A 24,938-nucleotide genomic window follows, 5' to 3' on the forward strand; every position below is an offset into this window, starting at 1 on the left:
GTGGAAATAGAACACATTGCACTAAATGAGAAAAGGCTGCTCGATATTGGAGAATTTCAGGTATACACAAGTTTAGGAAGGAGCCGAGCAACGCAGTTGGCAAAAGAATCCGGTGCGGTATTCCGGTTTGGTCGTCGCCTTTTGATTGACCGAATAAAATTCGACGCATGGTGCGACCAGCAGTAGCCAGCTTGGAGAGACTTATGCCTCTCCAAGAATATCGGTAAGTTAAAGAGGTATTATGGAATGAAAGAAAAGTTAAATATGGAGGCTTTAGTAGAGAACGAGATGAAAGAACTGGGTGTAGGGAGTACTGAGTTTCTAAAGCGTCATGAAGAAATTATGGCGCTGATTGAAGATAGCAAACTGGCGAAAGAAAAGGATACATATGGCGAATGCTAGAGTTCTGCCCAAGGGGATTTACTTGAAAACGAATGGATTATTTGAAGGAAGGTTCCAGTATCAAGGGGAATCTTATACAATATATGGAAAGAATGTCAAGAAACTGGAAAAAGACCTTGCGGAGCTGCGTTACGAGGTGGAACATGGTTTAAAAGGAAAGGGCGATAACATGTCGCTGAACGCATGGTTTGAGACATGGTTGTATGACTATAAAAGCGAGACAATCAAGGAAAGTACAAGGGTTCGGTATGAAGATTATTATAGGATGTATATCAAGTCAAAGATGGGGCAGAAGAAAATAGCGCAATTTAAGCCGATTATGATACAGCGTCATTTGAACCAGATGGCAGCCGCAGATTACAGCACAAAGACCATCGCAGACACTTATAATATCCTTCACAGTATGTTCAAATTGGCAGTACAGAATGACATTCTATATAGAAATCCATGTGATGCAGTTGTTTTGCCCAAGACAAAGGAACGTAAAAGGCGTGTGCTGACGATAGAAGAACAGCAGCTTGTGGTTAAATATTCCAGAGGCCGTCTCTGTGAGCAGCTTGTAAGAGTGGCGCTTGGCACCGGTATGCGTGCAGGAGAACTGCAGGGGCTCATGTGGAAAGATATTGACTTTAAGAATCGGGAAATTCATGTCAATAGGACTCTGGTATACGTTCGGGATAAGCAGACGAAGAAATATGTTTTCAAGTTCCAAGTGCCGAAAACAAAAAGCGGTATCCGCACGATACCCATGCAGGATGATGTATATAAAGCTCTGCAGCGTCAGAAATGGCAGATTACGGAAATGAAAATGCGGGAAAAGAGATGGAACGTGAAGCCGGAATTTGAAAATCTGGTATTTTTAACCATTACAGGGAATCCCAGAAGAAGCAATGATTTTTTAAACGATTTAGAGAGAATAAGGGAAGCCATTAATAAGGACAGGAGAAAACAAGCAGAATCAGAAGGTAAAAAACCGGAATTAATGGAACATTTTTATCCGCATTCTCTGCGTCACACATTTGCAACAAGGTGTTTTGAGGCCGGGATTGACGTGAAAACTGTGCAGTATTATCTTGGACACGCTTCTATCGCTGTTACCATGGACTTATATACCCATGTTACCGGGGAAAAAGCATGGTCAGAAATGGAGAAATTGAATCAGTTATACCGGAAATTAGGATGAGAGAATAAGGATAGAGCTTCTCTCTATACTAAATTAGTACCAAACTTTTACCAAACTCTTATTGGAATATAGTAGCTTTCCGTAATCAACGGATACCTTGGAAACCCTTATTTTATGGACTTTCTGCACCATTTAAGCTTATAAAAGAAAGTACCTTGGCAACTCTCATTCCTTTAACTACTATAATAACAACGAAGACCGCTATCCCTTGTGGGCAGCGGTCTTTCGCTGTCTGTAGAGGAGATATTTTATGTCGCCGGAGGGCGGGTACCAGACTTTTCCAAACTTGGAATTTACTTGGATTTCTGTGTTAAAACAGAAGTTGTATTTTTAGAAAGAATTTGATATATAGTAGAAATGTGGAGAGAGGTGATTTTCATGTCCGAATTACAGAAACAGGCAATGGAGAAGGAGAACCGAGAGCATAAGGGCAGTGTCTTTGTTGACCTCTTTTATCAGGATGAAACGGCAAAGAAGAATCTGCTGAGTTTATATAATGCATTACATGACACGGAGTATGAGGATGAGGCTCTGGTGCGGAAGGTGAAGATTGATGATGTCCTATATAAAAATTTCAAAAATGACATTTCCTTTGAGGTGAATGGGCAGGTGCTTGTCTTTGGGGAACATCAAAGTACGGTGAATAAGAACATGTGTCTGCGTTGTTTGATGTATATGGGAAGGGCATATGAGCAGTTGGTCGATCGTAAGGCACGCTATAGGACCACATTGGTTAAGATACCAACCCCAGAGTTTTATACATTTTATAATGGAGAGAAGGAACAGCCATTAGAACAGATATTATCTTTGTTAGACGCATTTATGAAGATATCCAGGTGAAACAGCAGGAGGCCATGCAGCAAGGAATACAGAAAGGAATTATTTTATCAGGGAAGATTTTTCAGATGGTAAAGAAAAATCCTAATTTGGCAAATGAGCAGATAGCCTTGAAACTTGGTTGTAGCGTAGAAGAAGTCGAAAATACAAGAAAAATGTTTGTCATATAGTTTTTTATAGTTATTTTTAACGCTATCGAAGTATGTCTGATAGCGTTTTTAAATGTGCGAATATTTGTCCGCTATGAGGCAGAGCAGACTGCGTCTGCAACAAGGGAGTGGGAGGGAACGATATGACAGAGAGATACCGGATAGAGGAATCAATGTGGTCAATGCCCCTGTGGTTACGGATGAAGTTATTGCTCCTGTGAAGATTGATGAAAATGGGTTAGAGGGGCTGGATATTGTGGCTGGGCAGATTGAGGATACAAAGGCTTTGAATTCGCCTTTGAAATTAATCATTGTGAAGTACGCCATATTTGGTAAAAGGCGCCATCCAAATACCGAAAGCCCGTCAAGGGGGTTAGCCTTGACGGGCTTTCGGTATTTAAGCAAGACAATCAAGCTTGTTTCCTAACGTCCATACCGTCTTGTAATCGAAAAGATTTCCTCTTTAAGTTCTTTAGACAGATCTGCTTCTGTAAGCCTCCATCTCCAATTTTTTCCGACAGTAGAAGGCTGGTTCATACGGCAGCTATTGTCAAGCCCCATATAATCCTGAAGCGGAATGATACAGGTCCTGGCATTGCTTCGCATTACCATAGAGATAAAGGACTTATACAGCAGGTCCTTGGGGGTATGGTGGTCGCACATATAGTCCCTTGCGGCCTCCAATTCTTCCTTCTTAATAGAATCCAGCCAGCCCACAAGAGTTTCGTTGTCGTGGGTTCCTGTGTAAGCTACGCTATTCTCCACATAATTATGGGGAAGGTAGTCATTGGCGGAACCAGAATCCCTGGAGTCAAATGCGAACTCTAACACCTTCATTCCCGGAAAACCGCTTTCGTGAACCAGCCAGCGGACGGAATCCGTCACATATCCCAGATCTTCAGCGATTACGTCATGATGCCCCAGATGCTGCTCCATGCACTGGAATAATTCAATACCAGGTCCTTTCTCCCAATGACCGTTTACAGCCGAATCCTCCCCGTAAGGGATAGAGTAATATTCGTCAAACCCTCGGAAATGATCAATCCGCAGGATATCGTACAACTGGAAACAATAGGTAAGGCGGGAAATCCACCATTTATAATTCGTCTCCCTGTGGTAATCCCAGCGGTAGAGAGGATTTCCCCAGAGCTGACCTGTGGCAGAGAAGCCATCCGGCGGGCAGCCTGCTACAGCAAGGGGTACATTCTTCTCATCTAACTGGAACAGCTCAGGATGTGCCCATGTATCGGCGCTGTCCATCGCTACATAGATTGGGATATCTCCGATTAGCCTGATTCCCTTCTGGTTGGCATAGTCTTTCAATGTGCTCCACTGTTCATAGAACTTGAACTGTAGATACTGGTGGAATTCCACATAGGGGTACAGCTCCTTATAGTATTCCTCCATGGCGGCACTCTCACGCAGCCGGATATCTTCGGGCCACTGTTCCCAGGAAACGTTGTTGTACTGCTCTTTGATTGCCATGAACAGTGCATAGTCCGAGAGCCACCATTTATTCTTTCTTACAAAATGCTGATAGTCATGGTTCTCTGTAATCCAGCTTCTTTGATAGGCTTTGTAGAGCAGCGTGTAGCGGTTTTTATATATCTTTTCATAGTCAACAGTGTCAGCCTGATCTCCGAAATCAACGGCGTCACATTCCTCTTGGTGGAGAACGCCTTCATGAACTAGAGCCTCCAGGCTGATGAAATAGGGGTTGCCGGCAAAGGTAGAAAAAGACTGGTAGGGGGAATCCCCGTAGCTCGTAGGCCCCAGAGGAAGAATCTGCCAGTAGGACTGTCCGGCATCCTTAAGCCAGTCAATAAAATCATATGCACTCTGAGAAAAACAGCCGATACCATAGCGTGACGGCAGGCTGGTAATGGGGAGAAGAATCCCTGCTTTTCGTTTCATAAAATGTTACCTCCTAATTTTGTATCCGAAATTAATCTCTAATATAATCTCTAAATAGGATTTATTCCGAAAATAGTCCAAAAAATCCGACGCAAGGGTCTGCGCCTCATATATAATATAAATGTACCTCTTTTTGTGACAAAACGCAATCTGTATTTGATATTTAGTATCATTATTAGAGAAAAAAATAAAAATTTGTGCAAAATGTACACAAATAGAAAGGATGTTTATGCATTGCTAAAACTTGTTGTAGTTTTAAATATATGATATAATAAATTGCATTGACGTGCAGACATATCAGCAGATTTGGCAGGAATTTGTGACAGAGAATAGTGTGTTAAAAAGTCCCGGACGGCAGTTTGGTGCTGGGTCATGTTTTCATGGAGCGGCGTATGGACACCGGCTGGGCGTACCTTTAATGGAATCGTTACGGAGGTGTAAGATGATAACGATCAAAGATATGGCCGACATGTTAGGTACGAGTACAACGACTGTATCGAATGTGATCCATGGAAAGACGAGCGAGGTATCGCAGAAGACGGTGGAGAGAGTGGAGAAGCTTTTGGAAGAATATGATTATGTTCCAAACAACAGCGCAAGGACTTTGACCCAGAATTGCTCTAAGATTATTGGCGTTGCATTAAAGAGTCGGAAGGAGCAGTATGATAATATTCTGGCTGATCCCTTTTTCAGCGAATTGATTGGTGCGATAGAGGCTGAGATCCGAAGCAGGGGATACTATATGATGATTTATACGTCCAATGATCTTACGGAGTTAATCCGCAATATCCTGACGTGGAACGTAGACGGGCTGTTGCTGCTTGGCATTCTTCACGACGATTTCGTGAGGATTAAGAGCAGGTACAAGAAGCCAGTGGTTCTGATAGACAGTTACGCCCCCAGGGATATTATGAATTACGTGAATGTAGGGCTGGAGGATGAGAGAGGGGCTTTTGAGATGACCAGCTACCTCTTGGAGAAAGGACACCGCAGGATTGCATTTCTGGCGGATAACATGGAAGGTGTGGATTATACCCGTTATGTGGGGCATCAGAAGGCTATGGCTAAGTATGGACTGAAAGCGGATGAAAAGGATTTGCTGATCATCCGGTCAGGAATGATGGAGAGGGAGTCAAGCCTTGAGGAGCTTTATTACCTGTCCAGAAATTATACGGCGTTTATGTGCTGCTCGGATTACCATGCAGTGGTTTTGATGAGCTATTTCAGCGACAGAGGAGTGCGGATTCCGGAGGATTTGTCGTTTACAGGCTTTGACGACGTTCTCTTAGCCAGGATTGTTCGTCCGGCGCTTACTACAGTTCGGCAGAATATCACCCAGAAGGGATGTCTTGCGGTGGATACGCTGCTTAAGATGATTCAGGAGGAGGATCAGCCTAAGTGGGATGTGAAGCTGCCAGTCGAGATTGTGGTCAGAGACAGTGTGAAGACGATTTCCTCTTATGGAAGCCATGAACATATAGAGATGAAAACAGAATAGCAGCAGCGGTTTTGCTGTAGAGTCAGAGGATGTATCCAATTTGAGGGATAGGTCCTCTTTTTGTTATATCCCAATGGAAAATGCTGTTATAGTAGAATTTAAAGTAAAGTGGTGATTTTGGACAAAATTCGACCTTTTTCGCATAAGGAAATGTATTGTGATAATGAACAAAAACAAATATAATATTTTGTATATTTTATATAAATTTTCGTATTATATACGAAAATTTAAAACTTATGCGTAAAAGGTATTGCTAGTTTAAATATTTAGTGCTAATATATGAGACAAGATACCTTATGCGCAAAAGGTAGGAAAGAAAGTTCATTTGTTATAACAAAAATAATCAAATTGTGGAGGACAAAATGAAAAGGAAAGTTATTGCAGCATTTTTGGCAGCGACAATGGTATTAGGCTTAGCAGCATGTGGGTCATCAGGTGGAGATTCCAAAGACGGCGGTTCATCAGGCGGTTCTTCCTCCAAGTCAGACGGCAAGACAATCCGTCTGGTCAACGGTAAGATTGAGATTGACGGAACTCTGAAAAAGCTGGCTGAGATGTACAAGGAAGAAACCGGCGTTACGGTTGAGATCGAGTCTATGGGAGGCGGCGTTGATATCCAGGGTACGATCAAGGGTTACTACCAGGCTGGCAATATGCCGGATATCTTTGTAAATGGCCTCGCACCGGAATTTGCGAACTGGTCCGGAATGCTTGTAGATATGAGCGATGAGAAATGGGCGTCTGATACGGATAATGCATATACCGTGGAGGGAGAAGGAGTCGTAGGATATCCGTATACAGTCGAAGGTATAGGACTTGCATATAATAAGGATATCTTAGAGAAAGCCAATATTGATCCGACAACTTTAACGAATACTGAAAAACTGGAAGCAGCATTCAAGGAGATGGATTCCAAGAAGGATGAGCTTGGAATTACGGCAGTTGTAGGCTACTGTGCAGAGCCTACCAACCTCTACTGGTCCACAGGCCAGCATTTATTCGCCAATTATCTGGATGCAGGTCTTGACCGCGATGATACAACTTACATTGATTTGTTAAACGACGGTGGAAAGTTTGATGAAGAACGTCTGACTGATTTCGCAGAGTATGTAGGTGTTCTCAATGAGTATTCTGATCCGGCTCTGTTGGTTTCCGGTACATATGATCAGCAGATTCTGAATTTTGCATCTGGTAAATACGCTTTCGTGACACAGGGTTCTTGGATTGGGGCTACTATGACGTCAGATGATAAGGATGCTTATGATGCGGCAGGCAATTTTGAAGTTGGCATGATCCCATATGCATTCCAGGATGGTATTGATACAATCCTTACAAATTCACCTTCCTGGTGGTCCATCTATTCTGAGGGTAATGTAGATGCTTCCAAGGCATTCTTACAGTGGATGTCAGAAGACACAGCTCAGAAGATTCTGGTTGAGGAAGCTGGATTTATCAGCCCATTCAAGTCCTGTACTTATGTTGCGGCTGACCCGTTTGCACAGGCTATGGTAGATTACATTGCTGAAGAGAAGACATCCTCCTGGCACTGGCTTGACTTAAAGGAAGGCTATGCAATGAACTATACAGGTCAGGTATTTGCTGATTATGCGGCAGGCAGTCTGGATACGGAAGGTTTCGTAAAGACAATACAGCAGGTTACAGAGGCTTGCTATGCGAACTAATTGTTCAAGGGTTTTATTCTTGAGATTAGACCACTGTTCAAGGGGTGGACGGCAGTAGCTTGCTGCCGTCCTTTTTGTTTTCTATAAAATATGAGAGAGAGGAGCTGTAACAATGGCTGAGAACTCAAAAAATACAAAACTGTTGTCCTTTGTTTTTCTGGCGGCAGGAATTGCGGGCATGGTGTTTGCACTGGTCTTAGATTTCAGCGGCAGTAGTGCGACTTACAGAGGCCCTTTGCTGGTGATTGGGGCAATTTTATTCCTGGCAGGACTGTATTTTTTCCCAACGGTTGAACATCACCGCAGTATCATTAACTTTATATTCTTATTCCCATTATTATTTTCATTTGCCGTAACGGTCTTAATCCCGCTGGGGCTGGGTATTATATACTCCTTCACAGACTGGAACGGGATTCGTCTGACGGGAGTAGTAGGATTTGCCAATTATACGACGATGTTCAAAGATCCGGCATTTATATGGTCTGTGCTGCTTACATTTTTGTTCGTTATTTTTAACATGGTGCTGATTAATGTGATTGGCTTTATGCTTGCGCTGCTCTGTACATCAAAGATGCGGGGGATTAATTTCTTTCGGGCGTCTTATTTCCTGCCGAATCTGATTGGAGGTATCGTACTGGGTTATATTTGGCAGTTTGTATTCAATAACGTGCTCATTCAGATTACCTCTAAGTGGGGAATGATGAACTCTGTATTGTCCAACACAAAGACAGCGTTTGCTGCTATCGTAGTTGTATATATCTGGCAGTATGCAGGATATATCATGCTCATTTACGTGACCGGTCTTACAACGGTTCCGAAGGATGTTCTTGAGGCGTCCCAGATTGATGGCGCCAATGCACTGACAACCCTGTTTCGGATTAAAATTCCGATGATTGCATCTACGATTACCATCTGTACGTTCCTGACACTGACGTCAGCGTTCAAGCAGTTTGATGTAAATATGGCGTTGACCAATGGTACGGGCTCTGTAGCAGACTTTATGGGGAACTACCTGACCAATGGTACACAGATGCTTGCTCTGAATATCTACAATACTGCAATTACGAAGAACAGTTATGCACTTGGCCAGGCAAAAGCCGTTCTGTTCTTCATCATCCTGGCAACCGTATCCATTATTCAGGTACGGATATCCAACAGCAAGGAGGTAGAGTTGTAATGAGAATGAAAAAATCCAACAAAATTATTTTCACGATTCTTGGTTCGATTGTTGCAATTTATACTCTGTTTCCATTTTATCTGGTTGTATTAAATACATTTAAGAATGCCAATGGAATTGTGGCTAATCCGGTAGGAATCAGCGGAATCAGTTTTTCACAGTTGATGGCCAATATTTCCGCTGTAGTCAATAACTCGAATTTTAACTTCTGGTATGCCTTCGGTACTTCTGTAGTGATTACTGTGTTTTCCCTGGTGCTGCTGGCATTGTTTGGCGGTATGGCTGCGTGGGTCATCTGCCGGAATAAGACCAAATGGTCTACAGCCATTTATATGGTATTTATCGCATCCATGATCATACCTTTCCAGGTTGTCATGCTGCCTTTGATTTCTACATTCCGTGATGTGAGTGAGTTTATCGGTATCTCTATGCTGCAGTCTATTCCAGGTATCGTGTTCGCGTACTGTGGATTCGGCGGCGCTATGACCGTATTTATTCTGACCGGTTTTATCAAGGGTATCCCTTATGAGCTGGAAGAAGCCGCAGCTATTGACGGCTGTTCTCCGGAAGGGACGTTTTTCCGGATTATTTTCCCGCTGCTGACGCCGGTTATTACCACTGTTACGATCTTAAATGGTATGTGGATTTGGAATGACTACCTGCTGCCATCGCTGATGCTTGGACAGAACGGTAAGGTGAAGACCCTTCCGGTTGCGGTACAGGCGTTTGTAGGCTCCTACGTAAAACAGTGGGATCTGATTCTGACGGCTGCGCTTCTGGCTATCGTTCCGATGATTGTCATTTTCCTGGTTGCCCAGAAACAGATCATGAACGGAATGGTGGAAGGCGCTATCAAGTAAATATTTCGTATTGGAGGAGTCTGCTATGAATTTGTTTGATATGAATGGTCCATTGATGTACAATCTTGGGAAATTAGCGAATATCTTCCTGTGCAATGTGTTGTTCTGCCTGTTTTCCCTGCCGCTGTTTACCATCGGTGCAGCGTTGTCGGCATTGTTTGCCTGCATGCAGGCAATCTGGGATGAGGACGAGGATGATATTATGGCGAAGCAGTTCTGGAATGCATTTAAGCAGAATTTCCGGCAGGGGACTGTGCTGTGGCTTCTTTGCCTTTTGACGTTTGTATTCCTGGGTATCTACTACTTCATTGTGGTGAGTATGACAGGTACGGTGGGACGGGTATACAGAGTCAGCTTCTTTATGATGTGCCTTATCTTCCTGTTTGGGTTTCAGTATCTGTTCCCTTTACAGGCGCGATACAGAAACAGTATTAAAAATACATTGAAAAATGCATGGCTGCTTAGCGTCGCCGCGTTACCGTGGACGGTCTTAAGTATTCTGCTGGTTGCAGGAGCAGTCTATCTTTCGTTCTTCATGAATCCCAACGGTGTAAGTTTAGCCGTGTTCTTGTGGGGAACGTTGGGATTCGGTATCATTGCATATCTGAATAGTATTTTCTTTAAGAAGGCTTTTCAGATGATTGATCCTGAAAAGTTAGAGGCAGTCCATGAGGCGCCAAGTGAGGCGTTGTTCATTGATGAAGAACACCGTATAGAGAAATCACGCTATGGGAAAGCGCCTAAAGCCAAGAAGAACGGATGGCGTTAGTATCAGGCAGATTTCTAAAGCAGACTAAAGTTGAGCATTATAACTTGGAGGAGAATGATTATGGCTTCAATCAGTTTTAAAAATGTAACAAAGACCTATGATGGAGCGACATCTCCGGTTGTCCCGAATCTGAATCTGGAGATTAAGGATAAGGAATTCATTATTCTGGTAGGTCCGTCGGGATGTGGGAAGTCCACCACTCTGCGTATGATTGCAGGGCTTGAGTCCATTACAGAGGGTGAGGTATATATTGGGGATCGGCTCGTTAATAAGGTTCCGCCTAAGGACCGTGATATAGCGATGGTATTCCAGAACTATGCCCTTTATCCTCATATGAATGTGTATAAAAATATTTCTTTCGGCTTAAATCTCCGCAAAGAGGACAAAGCCGAGATTGACCGCCGTGTACATGAAGCGGCGAAGATTCTTGACTTAGAGCATCTTTTGAGCCGTAAGCCGAAGGAGTTGTCCGGCGGTCAGCGGCAGAGAGTTGCCCTTGGCAGGGCTATGGTTCGTAACCCCGCTGTATTCCTTCTTGACGAGCCTTTGTCCAACCTAGACGCCAAGCTTCGTGCTACTATGAGGACAGAGATTGCCAAGCTGCATCAGAGGCTTAATATTACCTTTGTGTATGTAACTCATGACCAGACAGAGGCAATGACCATGGGCGACCGTATTGTTGTCATGAAGGAGGGAATCGTTCAGCAGTTTGATACTCCACAGGTGCTTTATGATACGCCGGATAACCTGTTTGTGGCCGGCTTCATCGGCAGTCCGCAGATGAACTTTATGGACGCAGAGATTAAGCAGGAGGGCGGTAAGCTCTACTCAGTTGTGAAGGGAAATCAGCTTGCGATACCGGATTTCAAGAAGGAGGCGATGACTCCTTATGTTGGAAAATCGGTTGTGATGGGACTTCGTATCGAAGATTTCCTTCCGAAAGAGAAGATGACAAAGGATAATACGCTGGAGGCAGAGATGAATTTCAGCGAATTGATGGGCGCAGATTACCACTTACATCTGTCTGTGGATGACATACCGGTTACCATGAAGATTTCTTCATCGGAGGAACCCCTTCCAAAAGGTCCGGCGAAGATTGCAGCTAATATGGATAAGGCTCATTTCTTCGATAAGGATACGGAAAAGGCAATCTGCCACTAAATAGCAATGGACAGTGGTTCGGGGGTAAATCCCGAACCGCTTGTCTTTACAAAGAAAATGTTATTAAGGAAAGGAAAAAATAAACATGGTAGAATGGTTAAAAAATGCAGTATTTTATGAGATTTATCCCCAGTCCTTTGCGGATACCAATGCGGACGGAATCGGAGATATGCAGGGAATTATCGACCATCTGGATTATATCGCAGAGCTTGGATGTAATGCTATCTGGCTGAATCCTTGTTTTGAGTCGCCGTTTCTGGATGCAGGATATGACGTGTCAGATTATATGAAGGTGGCTCCCCGCTACGGAACGAATGCTGATTTAAAACGGTTGTTTGACGAGGCGCATAAGCGTGATATGCATGTATTGCTTGACCTGGTTCCTGGTCATACCTCCTGGGACCACGAGTGGTTCAAGGAATCCTTAAAGCCAGAGAAGAATCCTTATTCCGGACGTTATGTCTGGACAGACGACGCCTGGACAGAGTTTGAAGGGGACGAGAATATCCGCGGATTTCTGCGGGGTATGAGCCAGCGCAACGGCTGTGTGGCGGTGAATTTCTATGCTCACCAGCCTTGTCTGAATTATGGTTGTTATAAGGTTGAGAATCCAAGCTGGCAGCAGCCTATGGATTCCGAGGATGCGCTTAGCACCCGTGAGGCAATTAAGGATGTGATGCGCTTCTGGCTTAAGATGGGATGCGACGGGTTCCGTGTGGACATGGCTGGCTCTCTGGTAAAGAATGACCCAGACCAGGAGGGGACTATCGCCCTTTGGAGAGATTTCAGAGATTTTCTGGATAAGGAGTTTCCGGAGGCAGCCATGATATCAGAGTGGGGACAGCCAGATCGGAGTCTGCGGTCAGGATATCATATGGATTTTATGCTGCATTTCGGACCGAGTCATTATACAGAGCTGTATCATGCAGATAATCCGTACTTTTCACGCAAGGGTACAGGCAATGCGAAGGCGTTTATTGATTACTATAAGAAATGCTATGAGCCGACCAACGGTAAGGGCATGATCTGTATGCCTTCCGGTAATCACGATATGGAGAGGCTTACCAAGTGGCTGGACGAGGAGGAAGTGAAGCTTGTATTTGCATTTATCCTGTCATTGCCAGGCGCGCCGTTTATCTATTATGGAGATGAGCTCGGAATGAAGTATCTGGCGGATGTGGTGTCTGTGGAGGGTGGCTATATCCGGACAGGGTCCCGTTCTCCAATGCAATGGGACGACGGTTTGAATGCAGGCTTCTCTGAGGCGAAGGTGGATGAACTGTACATTCCTATTGATCCGGATGAGAACCGCCCCACAGCTAAGAAGCAGATGGAGGATTCTAATTCCATTTATCATGAGGTGAAGAAGCTGATTAGCGTCCGTCAGTCGGTAAAGGTGCTCCAGAGCGAGGCGAAGATTGAATTTTTGTATTGCGAGGAAAATGCTTATCCATTAGCATACAGAAGGTATAATGACGAAGAGTCTGTGCTGATTGTGGTTAATCCGTCAGGGAAGGCGGCAGATTTTGCATATGACGGAAAATTAGGAGAGGTGCTCTACCAGAATGGCGGAGATATTGAGCAAAAAGACGGAAAGATTATGGTTCCGGCGGCAACGGCTGTGTTTGTGAGAGAAGTGAAATAGATTAGGACAAAGGAAAACCGCTGATACACAAAATGAGAGTGTGTCGGCGGTTTTTTTGAAAATTATCTAATTGAATCAGTGTTGGTTTCAGGATATAATAAATATAAAAGCAGGGAAAATGGGAAGGGAGTGAGTATTTGGCCAGGACGGTTGGAATCGGGCATCAGAATTTTGAAAAAATTAGGTTAAAAAATAACTTTTATATCGACAAAACTCATTTTATCAAGGAATGGTGGGAATCGGACGATGAGGTCACATTGATTACCCGTCCAAGAAGATTCGGTAAAACCTTGAATATGAGTATGCTGGAACAATTCTTTTCTGTTAAGTATGCAGACAGGGGAGATCTGTTTGAAGGATTGTCTGTTTGGAAAGACATTAAATATAGGAAATTGCAGGGAACATATCCGGTGATATTTATAAGCTTTGCCGGAATAAAAGAGAATTCTTTTGTAGAAGCCAGAAAAAGCATTTGTAGAATTGTAGAAGAACAGTATAATAAATACGATTTCCTTCTAAAGCAAAATTTGCTGAATGAAAAGGAAACACAGTATTATGAGCAAGTTTCCACAGATATGTCAGACAGTACAGCCTCCGTTTCCTTGAGAACGCTTTCAGATTTTCTATCACGGTATTACGAAAAGAAGGTTCTTCTTCTTCTGGATGAGTATGATACTCCCATGCAGGAAGCATACGTGAATGGATATTGGGATGAAATGACGGGGTTTATTAGAAGTTTATTTCATTCTGCCTTTAAGACGAATCCATATCTGGAACGTGCAGTTATGACCGGAATTACGAGAGTCAGTAAAGAATCTGTTTTTTCGGATTTGAATAACCTTGAAGTGGTTACGACGACTTCTAATAAATATGAAGATGCCTTTGGATTTACAGAAGGAGAAGTTTTTGCGGCGTTGGAGGAGTTTGGATTATCTCATAGAATAAAGGAAGTAAAACAGTGGTATGACGGTTTTACTTTTGGCAGAATACCGGATATTTATAATCCGTGGTCAATCATCAACTATCTGGATAAGAAGGAGGAAGGGTTGTATTGGGTAAATACTAGCTCCAACAGCCTGGTAGGGAAACTTCTGAGGGAAAGTAACTCAGATATTAAGCGAACGTTTGAGCATTTGTTGGAGGGAGGTAAGCTTGTCGCAGAAATAGATGAACAGATTATTTATGAGCAGTTAGGGCAGGATGAACAGGCAATATGGGGGCTTCTTCTGGCAAGCGGATATTTAAAAGTAAGTCAATATGAGACAGTCACAGATGAATACGGGGGCTGGAAGAAAGAATATACCCTTAAGCTTACGAATTTTGAAGTAAAGGTCATGTTTCGGAATATGATACGCAGATGGTTTAGCTGTGTTGATTCGGATTATAATGATTTTATCAAGGCTTTACTTTTGGGAGATATTGACGCGATGAATGATTATATGAACGGCGTGTCACAGAGCGTATTCAGTTATTTTGATACTGGAAAGAATCCTTCAAGAAAAGAGCCGGAAAGGTTTTATCATGGCTTTGTACTGGGACTTATGGTAGAACTGAGGGGAAGGTATGTGCTGACATCTAATCGTGAAAGCGGCTTTGGGAGATATGACGTATTGTTAGAGCCGTTAAATCCAAAGGACGACGCCATAATTTTAGAATTTAAGGTATTTCAGCCCAAAAAAGAGAAGAACCTGGAAGATACGGTTGAGGCTGCCCTTAAGCAGATTGAGGATATGAAATATGACGCAGGTTTGCTTGCCAGAGGGATTACAAAAGAGCATATACGTAAGTATGGCTTTGCTTTTTGCGGGAATAAAGTGTTGATTGGAGAGCAGCTATGACAGATTAATAAGAAGGAAGGCGGGGGATATGATTTCTTGCGAGACTGTAAATAATCTTGTGTCTTTGGAGAAATAATCTTTACTGGTAGGAATCAGATATGTAGAAATCTGCTGTCGAATATCATTACTTTTATGTTGTCGAATTCTTTTTATGATAATAGTATTACCAGATAGTCAGGTTTTATACATATTTATTGATTTTTTGGCACACCAATCAGACATTAGCAGCAGAAACTCTTTCCGTGGGCTCTGCCCACACCCGGCCTCCGGAATAAGACCGGGAATTTCTGGCAATACTGCTAATGCCGATGAAATAAGGCCGGAACGTTTTGATGCGATATGTCGTTCCGGCTTTTCATTTTACAGGTACCGGGTAAGCCTCTCCCCGTACAGGACGATCAGCTGGTTCAGCACCTGGTCCCAGTTTCTGTAACGCTGTGTCCATTTTTGATCACATTTCCACTGGCAAGATAAAGCATCTTTTCCAACGCGCTGTCGCTGGGGAATACACTCTTTGTCTTTGTCACTTTCCGATACTGGCGGTTCAGTCCTTCTATGATATTTGTAGTATACATGATACGCCGGATATCATCTGAAAACTGAAAGAAGGAACTGATGTCTTCCCAGTTATTCTCCCAGTTACTTATCGCATAGGGGTATTTCCTTCCCCACTTTTCTTTGATCTTTTCCAGTTCTGAAAGAGCAGATGTTTCATTGGGGGCATTATATACTGCCTTGAAATCTGAGGAAAATTTCTTCAGGTCACTGTAATTGACATATTTGAAAGAATTGCGTAGCATATGGATGACACACCTCTGGATCTGGGCATCCGGATAGACTGCCCCTATCGCTTCCTTAAAACCGGGAAGCCCGTCCACGCAGAAGAACAGTACATCCTGTACACCGCGGTTTTTCAGATCATTTAACATGCCCAGCCAGAACTTGCTCGTTTCATTAGCTCCTACTGTGATGCTCAGGATATCTTTGTAACCATCTGCTGTGATGCCCAGCACGATATAAGCCGCCCGGCTTAAGATGCGCCCATCCTCCCTGACCTTGTAATGGATGCAGTCCATGAACACAAAAGGATAGATCGGATTCAACGGACGTGACTGCCATTCCTTTATTTCCGGCAGGACCCTGTCTGTGATCTTGCTGACCATTTCTGCTGACAGTTCCATCCCGTAAAGATCTTGTATCTGGTCATGGATGTCTCTTGTGCTCATGCCCCTTGCGTAGAGGGATATCACTTTTTCCTCTATCCCGGAAATATCCCGCTGGTATTTTGGGATCAGTTTTGGCTCAAATTCCCCTTCCCTGTCCCTTGGGACATCGATCTGGAACTCACCATACTGCTCTTCAATGTTTTAGGGGTATGTCCATTTCTCTTATTGGATGTAGGAGCCTCTCTTTTCTGATTCTTTTCATAACCGAGAGACGCATCCAATTCTGCCTCCATGAGTTCCTGAAGGATATCCTTGAAGCTGTCTCTGAGCAGGCTGTAGACATCAGCTACGCTGTTTAGGTTGTTATCTGCAATAATCTGTCGAATCTGTTCTTTTGTTGCTGGCATAAAAAATCCTCCTTTTCGATAAGAATTGTCATATCTTGATTCTTACCAAAAAAGAGGTATTTTTTTCCAAAGACACAAATTATTCTACACTACCTTTCTTGCCTTCCTTCTTATTAATTAAAACGTGCTTAGATTAGTACAAACGCCTCGTAAGGTCTTAACGTAATCTCCTTTTTGCCATAGTCATTTTCCATATTGGCAATTAAGCAGGATTTACCGACGAATTCCTCCGGTATGGTAAATGCAATCTCTTGGTCTGTAAAGTTGCAGACCGTCAGCAGCTTTTGATCATCAAGAGTCCTGGTGTAGACGAATAATTCCTCGCTGTCCTCCATAAGAGGCTCATATTTGCCGTACACCATAATGGGATTCTCTTTGCGCAATGCAATGAGCTTCTTGTAATAATGGAACACAGAGTTGGGATCAGCCGTCTCAGCCTTAGCGTTAATCTCCGTGTAATTAGGATTCACGGCAATCCACGGCGTTCCTGTGGTGAAGCCGGCCTGGTCTGAAGCATCCCACTGTACAGGAGTCCTTGCATTGTCGCGGCTTCTGGCAATGATACATGGCCAGAACTCCTCATGGGAAACCTCGCCGCTTAAGCACCACTCCTGATAAGCATTGACGCTTTCGATATCGCGGAATTCCTCTGGCTTCTGGAACGGATAATTGGTCATTCCAAGTTCTTCTCCCTGGTAAATGTAGGGAGAACCTTGCATCATATGAAGGCAGGTGGCAAGCATCTTGGCGGAAACCTCTCTGAATTCTGGCCTGTCGTCCCCAAAGCGGGAAACGGCTCTTGGCTGGTCGTGGTTATCCCAGAACAGACTGTTCCATGCCTGACCGTATAATTCGGTCTGCCAGCGGGTAAAGATATTTTTAAGCTTGGTAAGCTGCCATTTCTTGTCGTCCCATTTGCCATATTTGCCATGGTTATCAACATGTTCAAACTGGAATACCATATTAAGCTCATTAGAATCCTCACCGGCGTACTTTTTGGCTTCTTCTGTAGTCACGCCAGGCGTCTCGCCCACGGTCATGATATCATATTTGGACAGTACCTTTTCGTTCATCTCCTTTAGGTATCTGTGGACATTGGGACCGTGTATACAGTAAGGAGAGTAGTCGCCGTAGAATTCCGTTACCGGACCGTCAGGTATCTCTTTGGTCTTGGAAATCATGCTGATAACGTCCATACGGAATCCGTCAATGCCCTTGTCGCACCACCAGGTCATCATGTCAAAGACCTCCTTGCGTACCGTCTCGTTATCCCAGTTCAAATCCGGCTGCTTCTTGGAAAACAAGTGCAGGTAATACATGGCTGTCTGCTCGTCATACTGCCATGCAGAGCCGCTAAAGCATGAGCCCCAGTTATTAGGAGGCGTCTGGGCGTCTTTTCCTTCCCGCCAGATGTAGTAATCACGGTATTCGTTATCCTTTGACTTACGGCTTTCCATAAACCACTTATGCTCGTCGGAGGTGTGGTTTACCACCAGGTCCATGACCACCCGAAGCCCCCTCTTGTGGGCTTCCAAGAGCATCTCGTCGAAATCCTCCATGGTTCCGAATTCGTCCATGATTGCCTGGTAATCGCTGATATCATAGCCGTTGTCGTCGTTTGGCGATTGGTAGATGGGGGAGAGCCAGAGCACATCGACCCCTAAGTATTTCAAATAATCCAGACGGCTGGTGATTCCCTTGATATCTCCGATTCCGTCTCCGTTGCTGTCCATAAAACTGCGAGGGTAAATCTGATAGATTACAGCCTCTTTCCACCATGTTTTGTTCATAAGCTCATTCCTTTCTAGCATTTATATTTTTTACATTTCTAAAATAATAACCTGGTATCCCTTTAGCTTCAGAGTCAACCCTTCCAAAGCAAGATCGGCATCGTTGTTCAGCAACACCTTCTTATATTCAGAAGGAAGCTCTACGGCCTGAGCCTCCATCTGATAGTTTCCGATTACCAGGAGAGTCTTATCCCCCTTGCGGTAATAAGCCATCAGATTATGGGTATCTTCAAGATATGGTTCTAAAGCGCCGTAAACAACCGTCTCCTTATACTCTGGATTCTTGCGCAGGGCGATCAGTTTCTTGTAAAAGCTTCTGACAGAATCAGGGTCGCTAAGCTGGCTCTTGGCATTGATTGCAGTGTAATTGGGATTCACCTTTAACCAGGGCTTACCTGTGGTGAAGCCTGCGTTTGCTTCGTCGGACCACTGCATTGGGGTACGGGCGTTGTCACGGCTGAATTTTGCTACCACCTTTAAGGCGTCGGCAGGAGATAACCCTGCGTCCAGAGCAACCTGGTATTCATCCAGCGTGGAGATATCGTCCACTTCATCGATGGAGGAGAAGGGTACATTCTCCATTCCAATCTCCTGTCCCTGATAGATAAACGGCAGTCCTCTTAACATAAAGTTCAGGGCGGCAAGAAGCTTCTTGCTCTGTGGGCAGCATTCTCCCTCAGGGATATAACGGCTGACCCCGCGGGGCTCGTCGTGGTTTTCGATGATGTTGGAGAGAAAACCAATGTCACCGATTTTAGCCTGTGACTCGAAGCAGCACCGTTTATAGTCGTCCGGCGTGATTGGCTTTGCGTCGTACCAGCCTTTTTCACTGGTTCCGAAAATCGTCTCGTTAAAATCGAACATACTGGAGAAGTAGCCGTTTTCACCGATAAAATCAGGAATCTCCTCAGGCTTTTCGTTAAATACCTCGCCTACGGAAAAGGCGTCATAGTTTTTGAAGGTGCGGTCGCGCATCTCTCCTAAAAATTCACCGATGCCCTTAGCCTCTTTTAGCATGGTCTGGATATTGCACAGCCCGTCCTTACGGTCCGGCTCGTAGCTTCTAAAAGGCAGAGCCTTCTTGATGTTGATGATTGCGTCAATACGGAAGCCGCCAAGTCCTTTGTCAAGCCACCAGTTGATGTTCTTGTAGACCTCCTCGCGAAGCTTGGGGTTCTCCCAGTTTAAATCCGGCTGCTTCTTGTGGAATACATGAAGGTATTGCTTGTCTGTGCCAGGAAGGTCCTCCCAGACAGGGCCGCCGAAGTAAGAGCGCCAGTTGGTGGGAAGCTCCCCCTCTTTTTTATCTCTTAAGTAGAAGAAGTTTCCGTATTTTCCGTCTGGGTCCTGGCAGGCCTTCTTGAACCACTCGTGTTCGTCGGAGCAGTGGTTCACCACCAGGTCCATCAGGATGTACATATTCCGTTTTTTTGCTTCCTCCAACAACTTCTCCATATCTGCCATGGCGCCGAAGCGGGGGTCAATATCATAATAATCAGAAATATCGTACCCTTCGTCTGCAAGAGGGGAAGGATAACAGGGGGAGAGCCAGATAATGTCAACTCCCAAGTCTTGTAAATAGTCTAATTTGCTGATGATTCCAGGAATATCTCCGATTCCGTCCCCGTTGGAATCGCAGAAGCTCTTTGGATAGATTTGATAGGCTACCTTATCATGCCACCATTTTTTCGTCATAACCATACCTCCGTCATTGCTGTATTTCATTTCATAAAAACTATCAATTCTATGTAATTCATTATAATCGCATATGGGGAAAATGTCTTATACTTATCTGATTAAAAATTACGATATTTTGACTTTTGTTGATTGATATAGGGATATTAGACTGATGCTTCACACTATTAGTTAAAAAAACTTTGACACACGTGTTAATACGTGTCATAATATAATGAAAGGAGGATATAATGAAGACATCGGAACTTATAAAGCTTTTAAAGAAGAATGGATGTTTTTTCGTAGAACATGGTAAAGAACATGATAAATGGTACAGCACAAAGACGGGGAGAGATATCAGGATTCCAAGGCATGGAAGTAAAGAAATTCCAAGTGGTACAGCAAATAGGATTTTAAAAGATGCGGGGTTAAAGTAAGGAGGCATAAAGTATGGCAAAATATGTATATCCTGCGATTTTTACACAGGAAGAAACAGGATTTTCGGTATGGTTTCCGGATTTGGAAGGATGTTATACCTGCGGCGACGACTTAAACGACGCAATCGTTATGGCAGAGGATGTCCTTGCATATGTACTGTATGATTATGAAAGAGAAGGAAAAGAGATTCCCAAACCATCCGCGCGGAATATGCTTCAACTTGAATCGGAGCAAGATTTTGTGAATGATATAGCATGCGACACCATAGAATATGCAAAGCTGCATAATAATAAAGCTGTCAAAAAGACATTGACCATACCAGAATGGCTGAATGAGGAAGCCATGGCATTGGGGGTGAACTTCTCACAGGTATTGCAGGAGGCGCTTCTGAGCAAAATAAACGCAGGAAGATAACGTTTGTTCTGCTCAGAAGGATTTCCCATCCTCATGAGAATGGTTCCGGTATTTCAGAGGAGTCGTCTCTGTATGCTTCTTAAAGGCGCGGAGAAAATTTCCCAGATTATTATATCCACATTCCAGGCAGACCTCCATCACAGGCAGGTCTGTCTCCTTCAGAAGCCGCATCGCTTGTTTGATGCGGTATTCATTGAGATATTCCATGGGGGAGCGCCCGATGGATTTTTTAAAAAACCGGCAGAAATACTGCTCGTTCATATGCACCTGCGCCGCCAGGTCTTGAATGTAGATCTTCTCTTTATAATTCTCCCTGATATAAGTAAGGACAGTCTTAATCCCTTCCACCCGTTTGTCCAGATTCTTCTCCGTAGGCGTAAAGAGCTGATAGCGTGACAGGACGGCCAGGATGCGAAGGAGAGAGGACTTGATAAATAGCTGGTTGGTCAGGTCGTCTGTGACTACACCGTTTTCCAGGAAGGTCTCCTTGCTTGGCGTATGCCCAAAGGAATGCATGGTTTCAAGGAATGCATTTCGTACAGAGAGGAAGCCGGGATGGTCGGGCAGCAGACAGCGTGGAAACAGCATTTTGCCGTTTTGAATGGGCTGTATGAGCTGCATCTGTGCGGCATCGTAAGAGTCAAAGCTTAGGGTGTCCAGAGAAAAGACGATGGCGTCCTCTCCGGAGTCGCTTGTTTTTTCCGTGTAAATGCTGTGCAGTTCGCCAGGGTTGATGAAGTACAGCGCCTCCGAAGGGACAAAATATTGCTCCATGTTGATTTCCAGACGGAATTCCCCATCGGAGAAGTATAGGATTTCCACCTCGTCGTGCCAGTGGTGCTTGACTAGGGTTCCTTTGCCAGTGGAACGGGTATGGTAGATGGCGCAGGGAAATGATTTTGTGCCGTGGAGGCTGATTTCTTTTAATGTGGGTGACAGTAGCTGCATGAGAATCTCCTTCTTGCCATATTAATTTTTAACACGGTGGCTGTCGATAATCAGCCGGACTGAACGGTAAAGAAACGGCTTATACTGTTCAATAGGAAGGGGTTCTTTGTATAGAATGGAGTTATAGCCGGCGGACCCTGCAAGCTCTACAATGGTAAAAAGCATGACTTCAATATCTTCGTACTCATAGGAATCCTGATGCACCATGTCCAGAAAAAGTTCAAAAAAGTCCGTGTCAGAATGCTCCCCAGTCAAAAGTACAGACCGCAGCGCCCCCATGACCAGATTCTTGGAGATAAAATTCAAAAGGGGGGTGTTGAGAACCAGAGTATCTATAATATGATTGATAATGAAGATTAACTGCTCGTCCAGCCCCGTAATCGGCTCTGGCGCGTGGTCAAGGGCAATTTTGGCTTCATGAAACAACTCATGGGTCTTGTGGGCGATCAGCTTGTTGCGGATGTCATATTTGTCTTTAAAATACAGGTAGAAGGTACCCTTTGCAACTCCCGCCTTTTCCACAATATCGGAGATGGCTGTGGAGTTGATGCCCTTTGTGATAAAGAGGTCGTAGGCGCTGTTAAAGAGCGTCTCTTTTTTCTTTTTTTTATTCTCGTCAATTTTCCCCATTATAATTCGATAATCCTTTCTTTTGACATCCAATAAAACAGTATTCATTCATATTATAACCAGAAAAGTCGTGAATTTTCAAGTGTTTTTAAATAGAATGACTAAAAGTCAATTTTTTTGAAATAAGTATTGACTATTAGTCATTTTTGTTGTATAGTGCATATTGTAAGAAATGACTATTAGTCAGAAATAGAAAAGGAGCAGGTGAGTATGGTTCAGTTTGGTAAAAAAGTGGTGAAGTTTAGAGTACCGATATTAGTTGTCAGTATATTGCTGCTAATTCCTTCTGTACTGGGGTATGTGAACACCAGAGTGAATTATGATGTTCTGACGTATCTGCCGAAGGATATTGAGACCATGAAGGGGCAGGATATCATGGTAGAAGATTTCGGGACGGGTGCATTTTCCATGTTTATTGTGGACGGCATGGAGAATAAGGATATTGTGAAGCTGAAGAAAGATATTGAAGAGATTGACCATGTGGAGAACGTCCTGTGGTATGACTCTGTGATGGATATCTCGGTTCCGGAAAGTATGCTGCCGGATGAACTCTATGAGGTCTTTAATTCGGATACAGGGACGATGATGGCAATCTTCTTTGATGAGGGAACCTCCTCCGACGGGACCATGGACGCCATCGGGGAGATTCGTAAGCTTGCGGGGAAACAGTGCTTCTTAAGCGGAATGTCTGCCATTGTAACTGATACCAAGAATCTTGCGGAGAAGGAAACTCCTCTCTACGTGTTGATTGCGGTTGTGCTGGCAGTACTGGTCTTAGGAATTACAATGGAATCCTTCTTCGTTCCGGTTCTGTTTCTGCTTAGTATCGGAATGGCGATTCTCTATAATCTGGGAAGCAATTATTTCCTGGGGGAGATTTCTTATATTACGAAGGCTCTGGCAGCAGTATTACAGCTGGGCGTCACACTGGATTACTCCATTTTCCTGATGCACAGCTACGAGGAACAGCAGGTTCGGTTCGACGGGGATAAGAAACGGGCGATGGCCCACGCAATCTCCCATACGTTTTCCTCTGTGGTAGGAAGCTCGGTCACAACGGTTGCCGGATTTATCGCACTGTGCTTCATGAGCTTTACGTTGGGGCTGGATATCGGAGTAGTTATGGCCAAGGGCGTGGTTTTCGGCGTGATTGCCTGTGTTACGGTTCTCCCGTCCATGATTCTGTGTTGTGATAAAATCATTGAAAAAACCAAGCATAAGCCTCTGCTTCCGGATATCGGAAGGCTGTCGGAGAAGGTTACAAAGCGTTATCTCTGGTATGTGGCTGCATTTCTCATTCTGCTGGTTCCGGCAGTATATGGAAATAATCACACAGGGGTTTACTATAATCTGGATGAGACGCTTCCAAAAGACCTTCCCAGTATCATTGCAAATGAGAAGCTAAAGGAAGATTACGAGATGAATACCACTCATATTCTGTTGCTGGACAGTTCAGTGCCGTCCTCGGATGTGGGGAGGATGCTGAAAGAGATTGAGATGGTGGACGGAGTAAAGTGGGCGTTAGGGTTAGATAAGCTGGTAGGACCTGGGGTTCCCTCAGATATGCTTCCAGAATCCATTACAGGTATGCTGAAGTCAGAAAAGTATCAGATGGTGATGGTCAATTCCTTATACAAGGTAGCGTCCGATGAAGTCAACCGGCAGATTGACGAGATTAACGACATTATGGATGAGTACGACGAGAGGGCGATGCTGGTAGGGGAAGGGCCGCTGACAGCGGACTTGATTACGATTACGGATAAAGATTTCAAGACGGTGAGCGTGGTATCCATCGGAATCATTTTCATCATTATATTGTTCTTGTTCCAGTCCTTGTCCCTTCCGATTATTTTGGTGGGAGTAATCGAATTTGCAATCTTTGTCAATATGGGAATCCCCTTCTATACGGGAACGACGCTGCCCTTTGTGGCGTCTATCGTAATCGGAACCATACAGCTTGGCTCTACTGTGGATTACGCTATTCTTATGACTACAAGGTATAAGCGGGAGAGAAGTCAGGGTAGAAGCAAATACGATGCAGTTACGATTGCCCACCAGGCGTCGGCCCAGTCCATTATGGTAAGCGCGTTCAGCTTCTTTGCAGCGACAGTGGGAGTAGGTTTGTTTTCAAATATTGATATGATCAGCTCTCTGTGCATTTTAATGGCTAGAGGCGCCGTCGTCAGTATGGTTGTGGTTGTGCTGATTCTGCCGTCAATGTTTATGGTATTTGATAAGGTAATCGTAAAGACCAGTCGGGGCTTTCTGCCAAAAGAGGAAAAGGGCAGTAGTAAGCATAAGGGGTCTATGAAGGAATGTCCGAACAGCAGTATATAGAACAATGCAGGAAGGTAGA

At 44.1% G+C, this 24,938-nt stretch carries 22 protein-coding genes and 1 pseudogene; 17 read left to right on the forward strand and 6 right to left on the reverse strand.

Features of this window, described 5'->3' with window-relative positions; genetic code table 11:
* The 6 genes from GN277_RS07570 to GN277_RS31170 all read left to right on the forward strand — a co-directional run bounded on the left by GN277_RS07570 (position 1) and on the right by GN277_RS31170 (position 2,998).
* A complete protein-coding gene (locus GN277_RS07570) occupies positions 1-186 on the forward strand; it encodes a DUF6462 family protein (RefSeq protein WP_159750547.1) in 186 nt (61 codons plus the stop codon).
* A 60-nt stretch (positions 187-246) separates the two neighbouring features.
* Positions 247-402, forward strand: coding sequence for a hypothetical protein (locus tag GN277_RS07575; protein ID WP_159750548.1), 156 nt, complete (start codon positions 247-249; stop codon positions 400-402).
* Positions 389-1,585, forward strand: coding sequence for a tyrosine-type recombinase/integrase (locus GN277_RS07580; RefSeq protein WP_159750549.1), 1,197 nt, complete (start codon positions 389-391; stop codon positions 1,583-1,585). The genes GN277_RS07575 and GN277_RS07580 overlap by 14 nt, the downstream gene beginning before the upstream one ends.
* Positions 1,586-1,963: 378 nt before the next feature.
* Positions 1,964-2,425: an Rpn family recombination-promoting nuclease/putative transposase gene (locus GN277_RS07585; protein WP_244324633.1), complete on the forward strand. Its 462-nt coding sequence runs from the start codon at positions 1,964-1,966 to the stop codon at positions 2,423-2,425.
* Entirely contained in the window at positions 2,422-2,592 is a 171-nt protein-coding gene (locus GN277_RS07590; RefSeq protein ID WP_159750551.1) for a hypothetical protein, read from the forward strand. Before GN277_RS07585 ends, GN277_RS07590 begins: the two co-directional genes overlap by 4 nt.
* 73 nt (positions 2,593-2,665) lie before the next feature.
* A complete protein-coding gene (locus GN277_RS31170; RefSeq protein WP_322101250.1) occupies positions 2,666-2,998 on the forward strand; it encodes a hypothetical protein in 333 nt (110 codons plus the stop codon).
* Here GN277_RS31170 and malQ read toward each other — a convergent pair.
* Positions 2,995-4,485, reverse strand: a complete 1,491-nt coding sequence (gene malQ, locus GN277_RS07600; protein ID WP_159750552.1) for a 4-alpha-glucanotransferase — start codon at positions 4,483-4,485, stop codon at positions 2,995-2,997. The genes GN277_RS31170 and malQ overlap by 4 nt on opposite strands.
* A gap of 442 nt (positions 4,486-4,927) precedes the next feature.
* On the opposite strand from malQ, the gene GN277_RS07605 reads away from it, so the two are divergent.
* The 8 genes from GN277_RS07605 to GN277_RS07640 all read left to right on the forward strand — a co-directional run bounded on the left by GN277_RS07605 (position 4,928) and on the right by GN277_RS07640 (position 15,115).
* Complete coding sequence (locus tag GN277_RS07605) at positions 4,928-5,983, forward strand: LacI family DNA-binding transcriptional regulator (RefSeq protein ID WP_159750553.1); 1,056 nt, start codon at positions 4,928-4,930, stop codon at positions 5,981-5,983.
* A 362-nt stretch (positions 5,984-6,345) separates the two neighbouring features.
* A complete protein-coding gene (locus GN277_RS07610; protein WP_159750554.1) occupies positions 6,346-7,665 on the forward strand; it encodes an ABC transporter substrate-binding protein in 1,320 nt (439 codons plus the stop codon).
* Between the two features lie 112 nt (positions 7,666-7,777).
* On the forward strand, positions 7,778-8,842 hold the full coding sequence (locus GN277_RS07615; RefSeq protein WP_159750555.1) for a carbohydrate ABC transporter permease: 1,065 nt from the start codon (positions 7,778-7,780) through the stop codon (positions 8,840-8,842).
* Entirely contained in the window at positions 8,842-9,702 is an 861-nt protein-coding gene (locus GN277_RS07620) for a carbohydrate ABC transporter permease (protein ID WP_159750556.1), read from the forward strand. The genes GN277_RS07615 and GN277_RS07620 overlap by 1 nt, the downstream gene beginning before the upstream one ends.
* A 25-nt stretch (positions 9,703-9,727) precedes the next feature.
* Positions 9,728-10,471 (forward strand): YesL family protein, encoded by a 744-nt coding sequence (locus tag GN277_RS07625; RefSeq protein ID WP_159750557.1) that lies wholly within the window; start codon positions 9,728-9,730, stop codon positions 10,469-10,471.
* 60 nt (positions 10,472-10,531) lie between these two features.
* The gene (locus GN277_RS07630) at positions 10,532-11,632 is read left to right on the forward strand and encodes an ABC transporter ATP-binding protein (RefSeq protein ID WP_159750558.1); all 1,101 of its coding nucleotides are present in this window, start codon (positions 10,532-10,534) and stop codon (positions 11,630-11,632) included.
* Positions 11,633-11,717: 85 nt separating this feature from the next.
* A complete protein-coding gene (locus tag GN277_RS07635) occupies positions 11,718-13,277 on the forward strand; it encodes an alpha-amylase family glycosyl hydrolase (RefSeq protein WP_159750559.1) in 1,560 nt (519 codons plus the stop codon).
* 137 nt (positions 13,278-13,414) lie between these two features.
* Positions 13,415-15,115, forward strand: a complete 1,701-nt coding sequence (locus GN277_RS07640) for an AAA family ATPase (protein WP_159750560.1) — start codon at positions 13,415-13,417, stop codon at positions 15,113-15,115.
* Positions 15,116-15,475: 360 nt separating this feature from the next.
* On the opposite strand, the pseudogene GN277_RS07645 reads toward GN277_RS07640, so the two are convergent.
* The 3 genes and pseudogenes from GN277_RS07645 to GN277_RS07655 form a co-directional block, all read right to left on the reverse strand.
* Positions 15,476-16,688, reverse strand: a pseudogene (locus GN277_RS07645) (IS256 family transposase).
* A gap of 128 nt (positions 16,689-16,816) precedes the next feature.
* Positions 16,817-18,478 (reverse strand): glycoside hydrolase family 13 protein, encoded by a 1,662-nt coding sequence (locus GN277_RS07650; protein WP_159750561.1) that lies wholly within the window; start codon positions 18,476-18,478, stop codon positions 16,817-16,819.
* A gap of 30 nt (positions 18,479-18,508) precedes the next feature.
* Positions 18,509-20,173, reverse strand: coding sequence for an alpha-glucosidase (locus GN277_RS07655; protein WP_159750562.1), 1,665 nt, complete (start codon positions 20,171-20,173; stop codon positions 18,509-18,511).
* 230 nt (positions 20,174-20,403) lie between these two features.
* Between GN277_RS07655 and GN277_RS07660 the strand changes: the two genes are divergently transcribed.
* Together GN277_RS07660 and GN277_RS07665 are read left to right on the forward strand one after the other, a co-directional pair.
* A complete protein-coding gene (locus GN277_RS07660) occupies positions 20,404-20,589 on the forward strand; it encodes a type II toxin-antitoxin system HicA family toxin (RefSeq protein WP_159750563.1) in 186 nt (61 codons plus the stop codon).
* Between the two features lie 13 nt (positions 20,590-20,602).
* Entirely contained in the window at positions 20,603-21,004 is a 402-nt protein-coding gene (locus tag GN277_RS07665) for a type II toxin-antitoxin system HicB family antitoxin (RefSeq protein ID WP_159750564.1), read from the forward strand.
* A gap of 12 nt (positions 21,005-21,016) precedes the next feature.
* Here GN277_RS07665 and GN277_RS07670 read toward each other — a convergent pair whose 3' ends face one another.
* Positions 21,017-21,952: an AraC family transcriptional regulator gene (locus GN277_RS07670; protein WP_159750565.1), complete on the reverse strand. Its 936-nt coding sequence runs from the start codon at positions 21,950-21,952 to the stop codon at positions 21,017-21,019.
* A gap of 21 nt (positions 21,953-21,973) precedes the next feature.
* A complete protein-coding gene (locus GN277_RS07675; RefSeq protein WP_159750566.1) occupies positions 21,974-22,582 on the reverse strand; it encodes a TetR/AcrR family transcriptional regulator in 609 nt (202 codons plus the stop codon).
* A gap of 210 nt (positions 22,583-22,792) precedes the next feature.
* Between GN277_RS07675 and GN277_RS07680 the strand changes: the two genes are divergently transcribed.
* Positions 22,793-24,919, forward strand: a complete 2,127-nt coding sequence (locus GN277_RS07680; RefSeq protein ID WP_159750567.1) for an efflux RND transporter permease subunit — start codon at positions 22,793-22,795, stop codon at positions 24,917-24,919.
* Positions 24,920-24,938: the final 19 nt, after the last annotated feature.

The sequence above is a fragment of the Sporofaciens musculi genome (assembly GCF_009830285.1).
GTDB classification, from domain to species: domain Bacteria; phylum Bacillota; class Clostridia; order Lachnospirales; family Lachnospiraceae; genus Sporofaciens; species Sporofaciens musculi.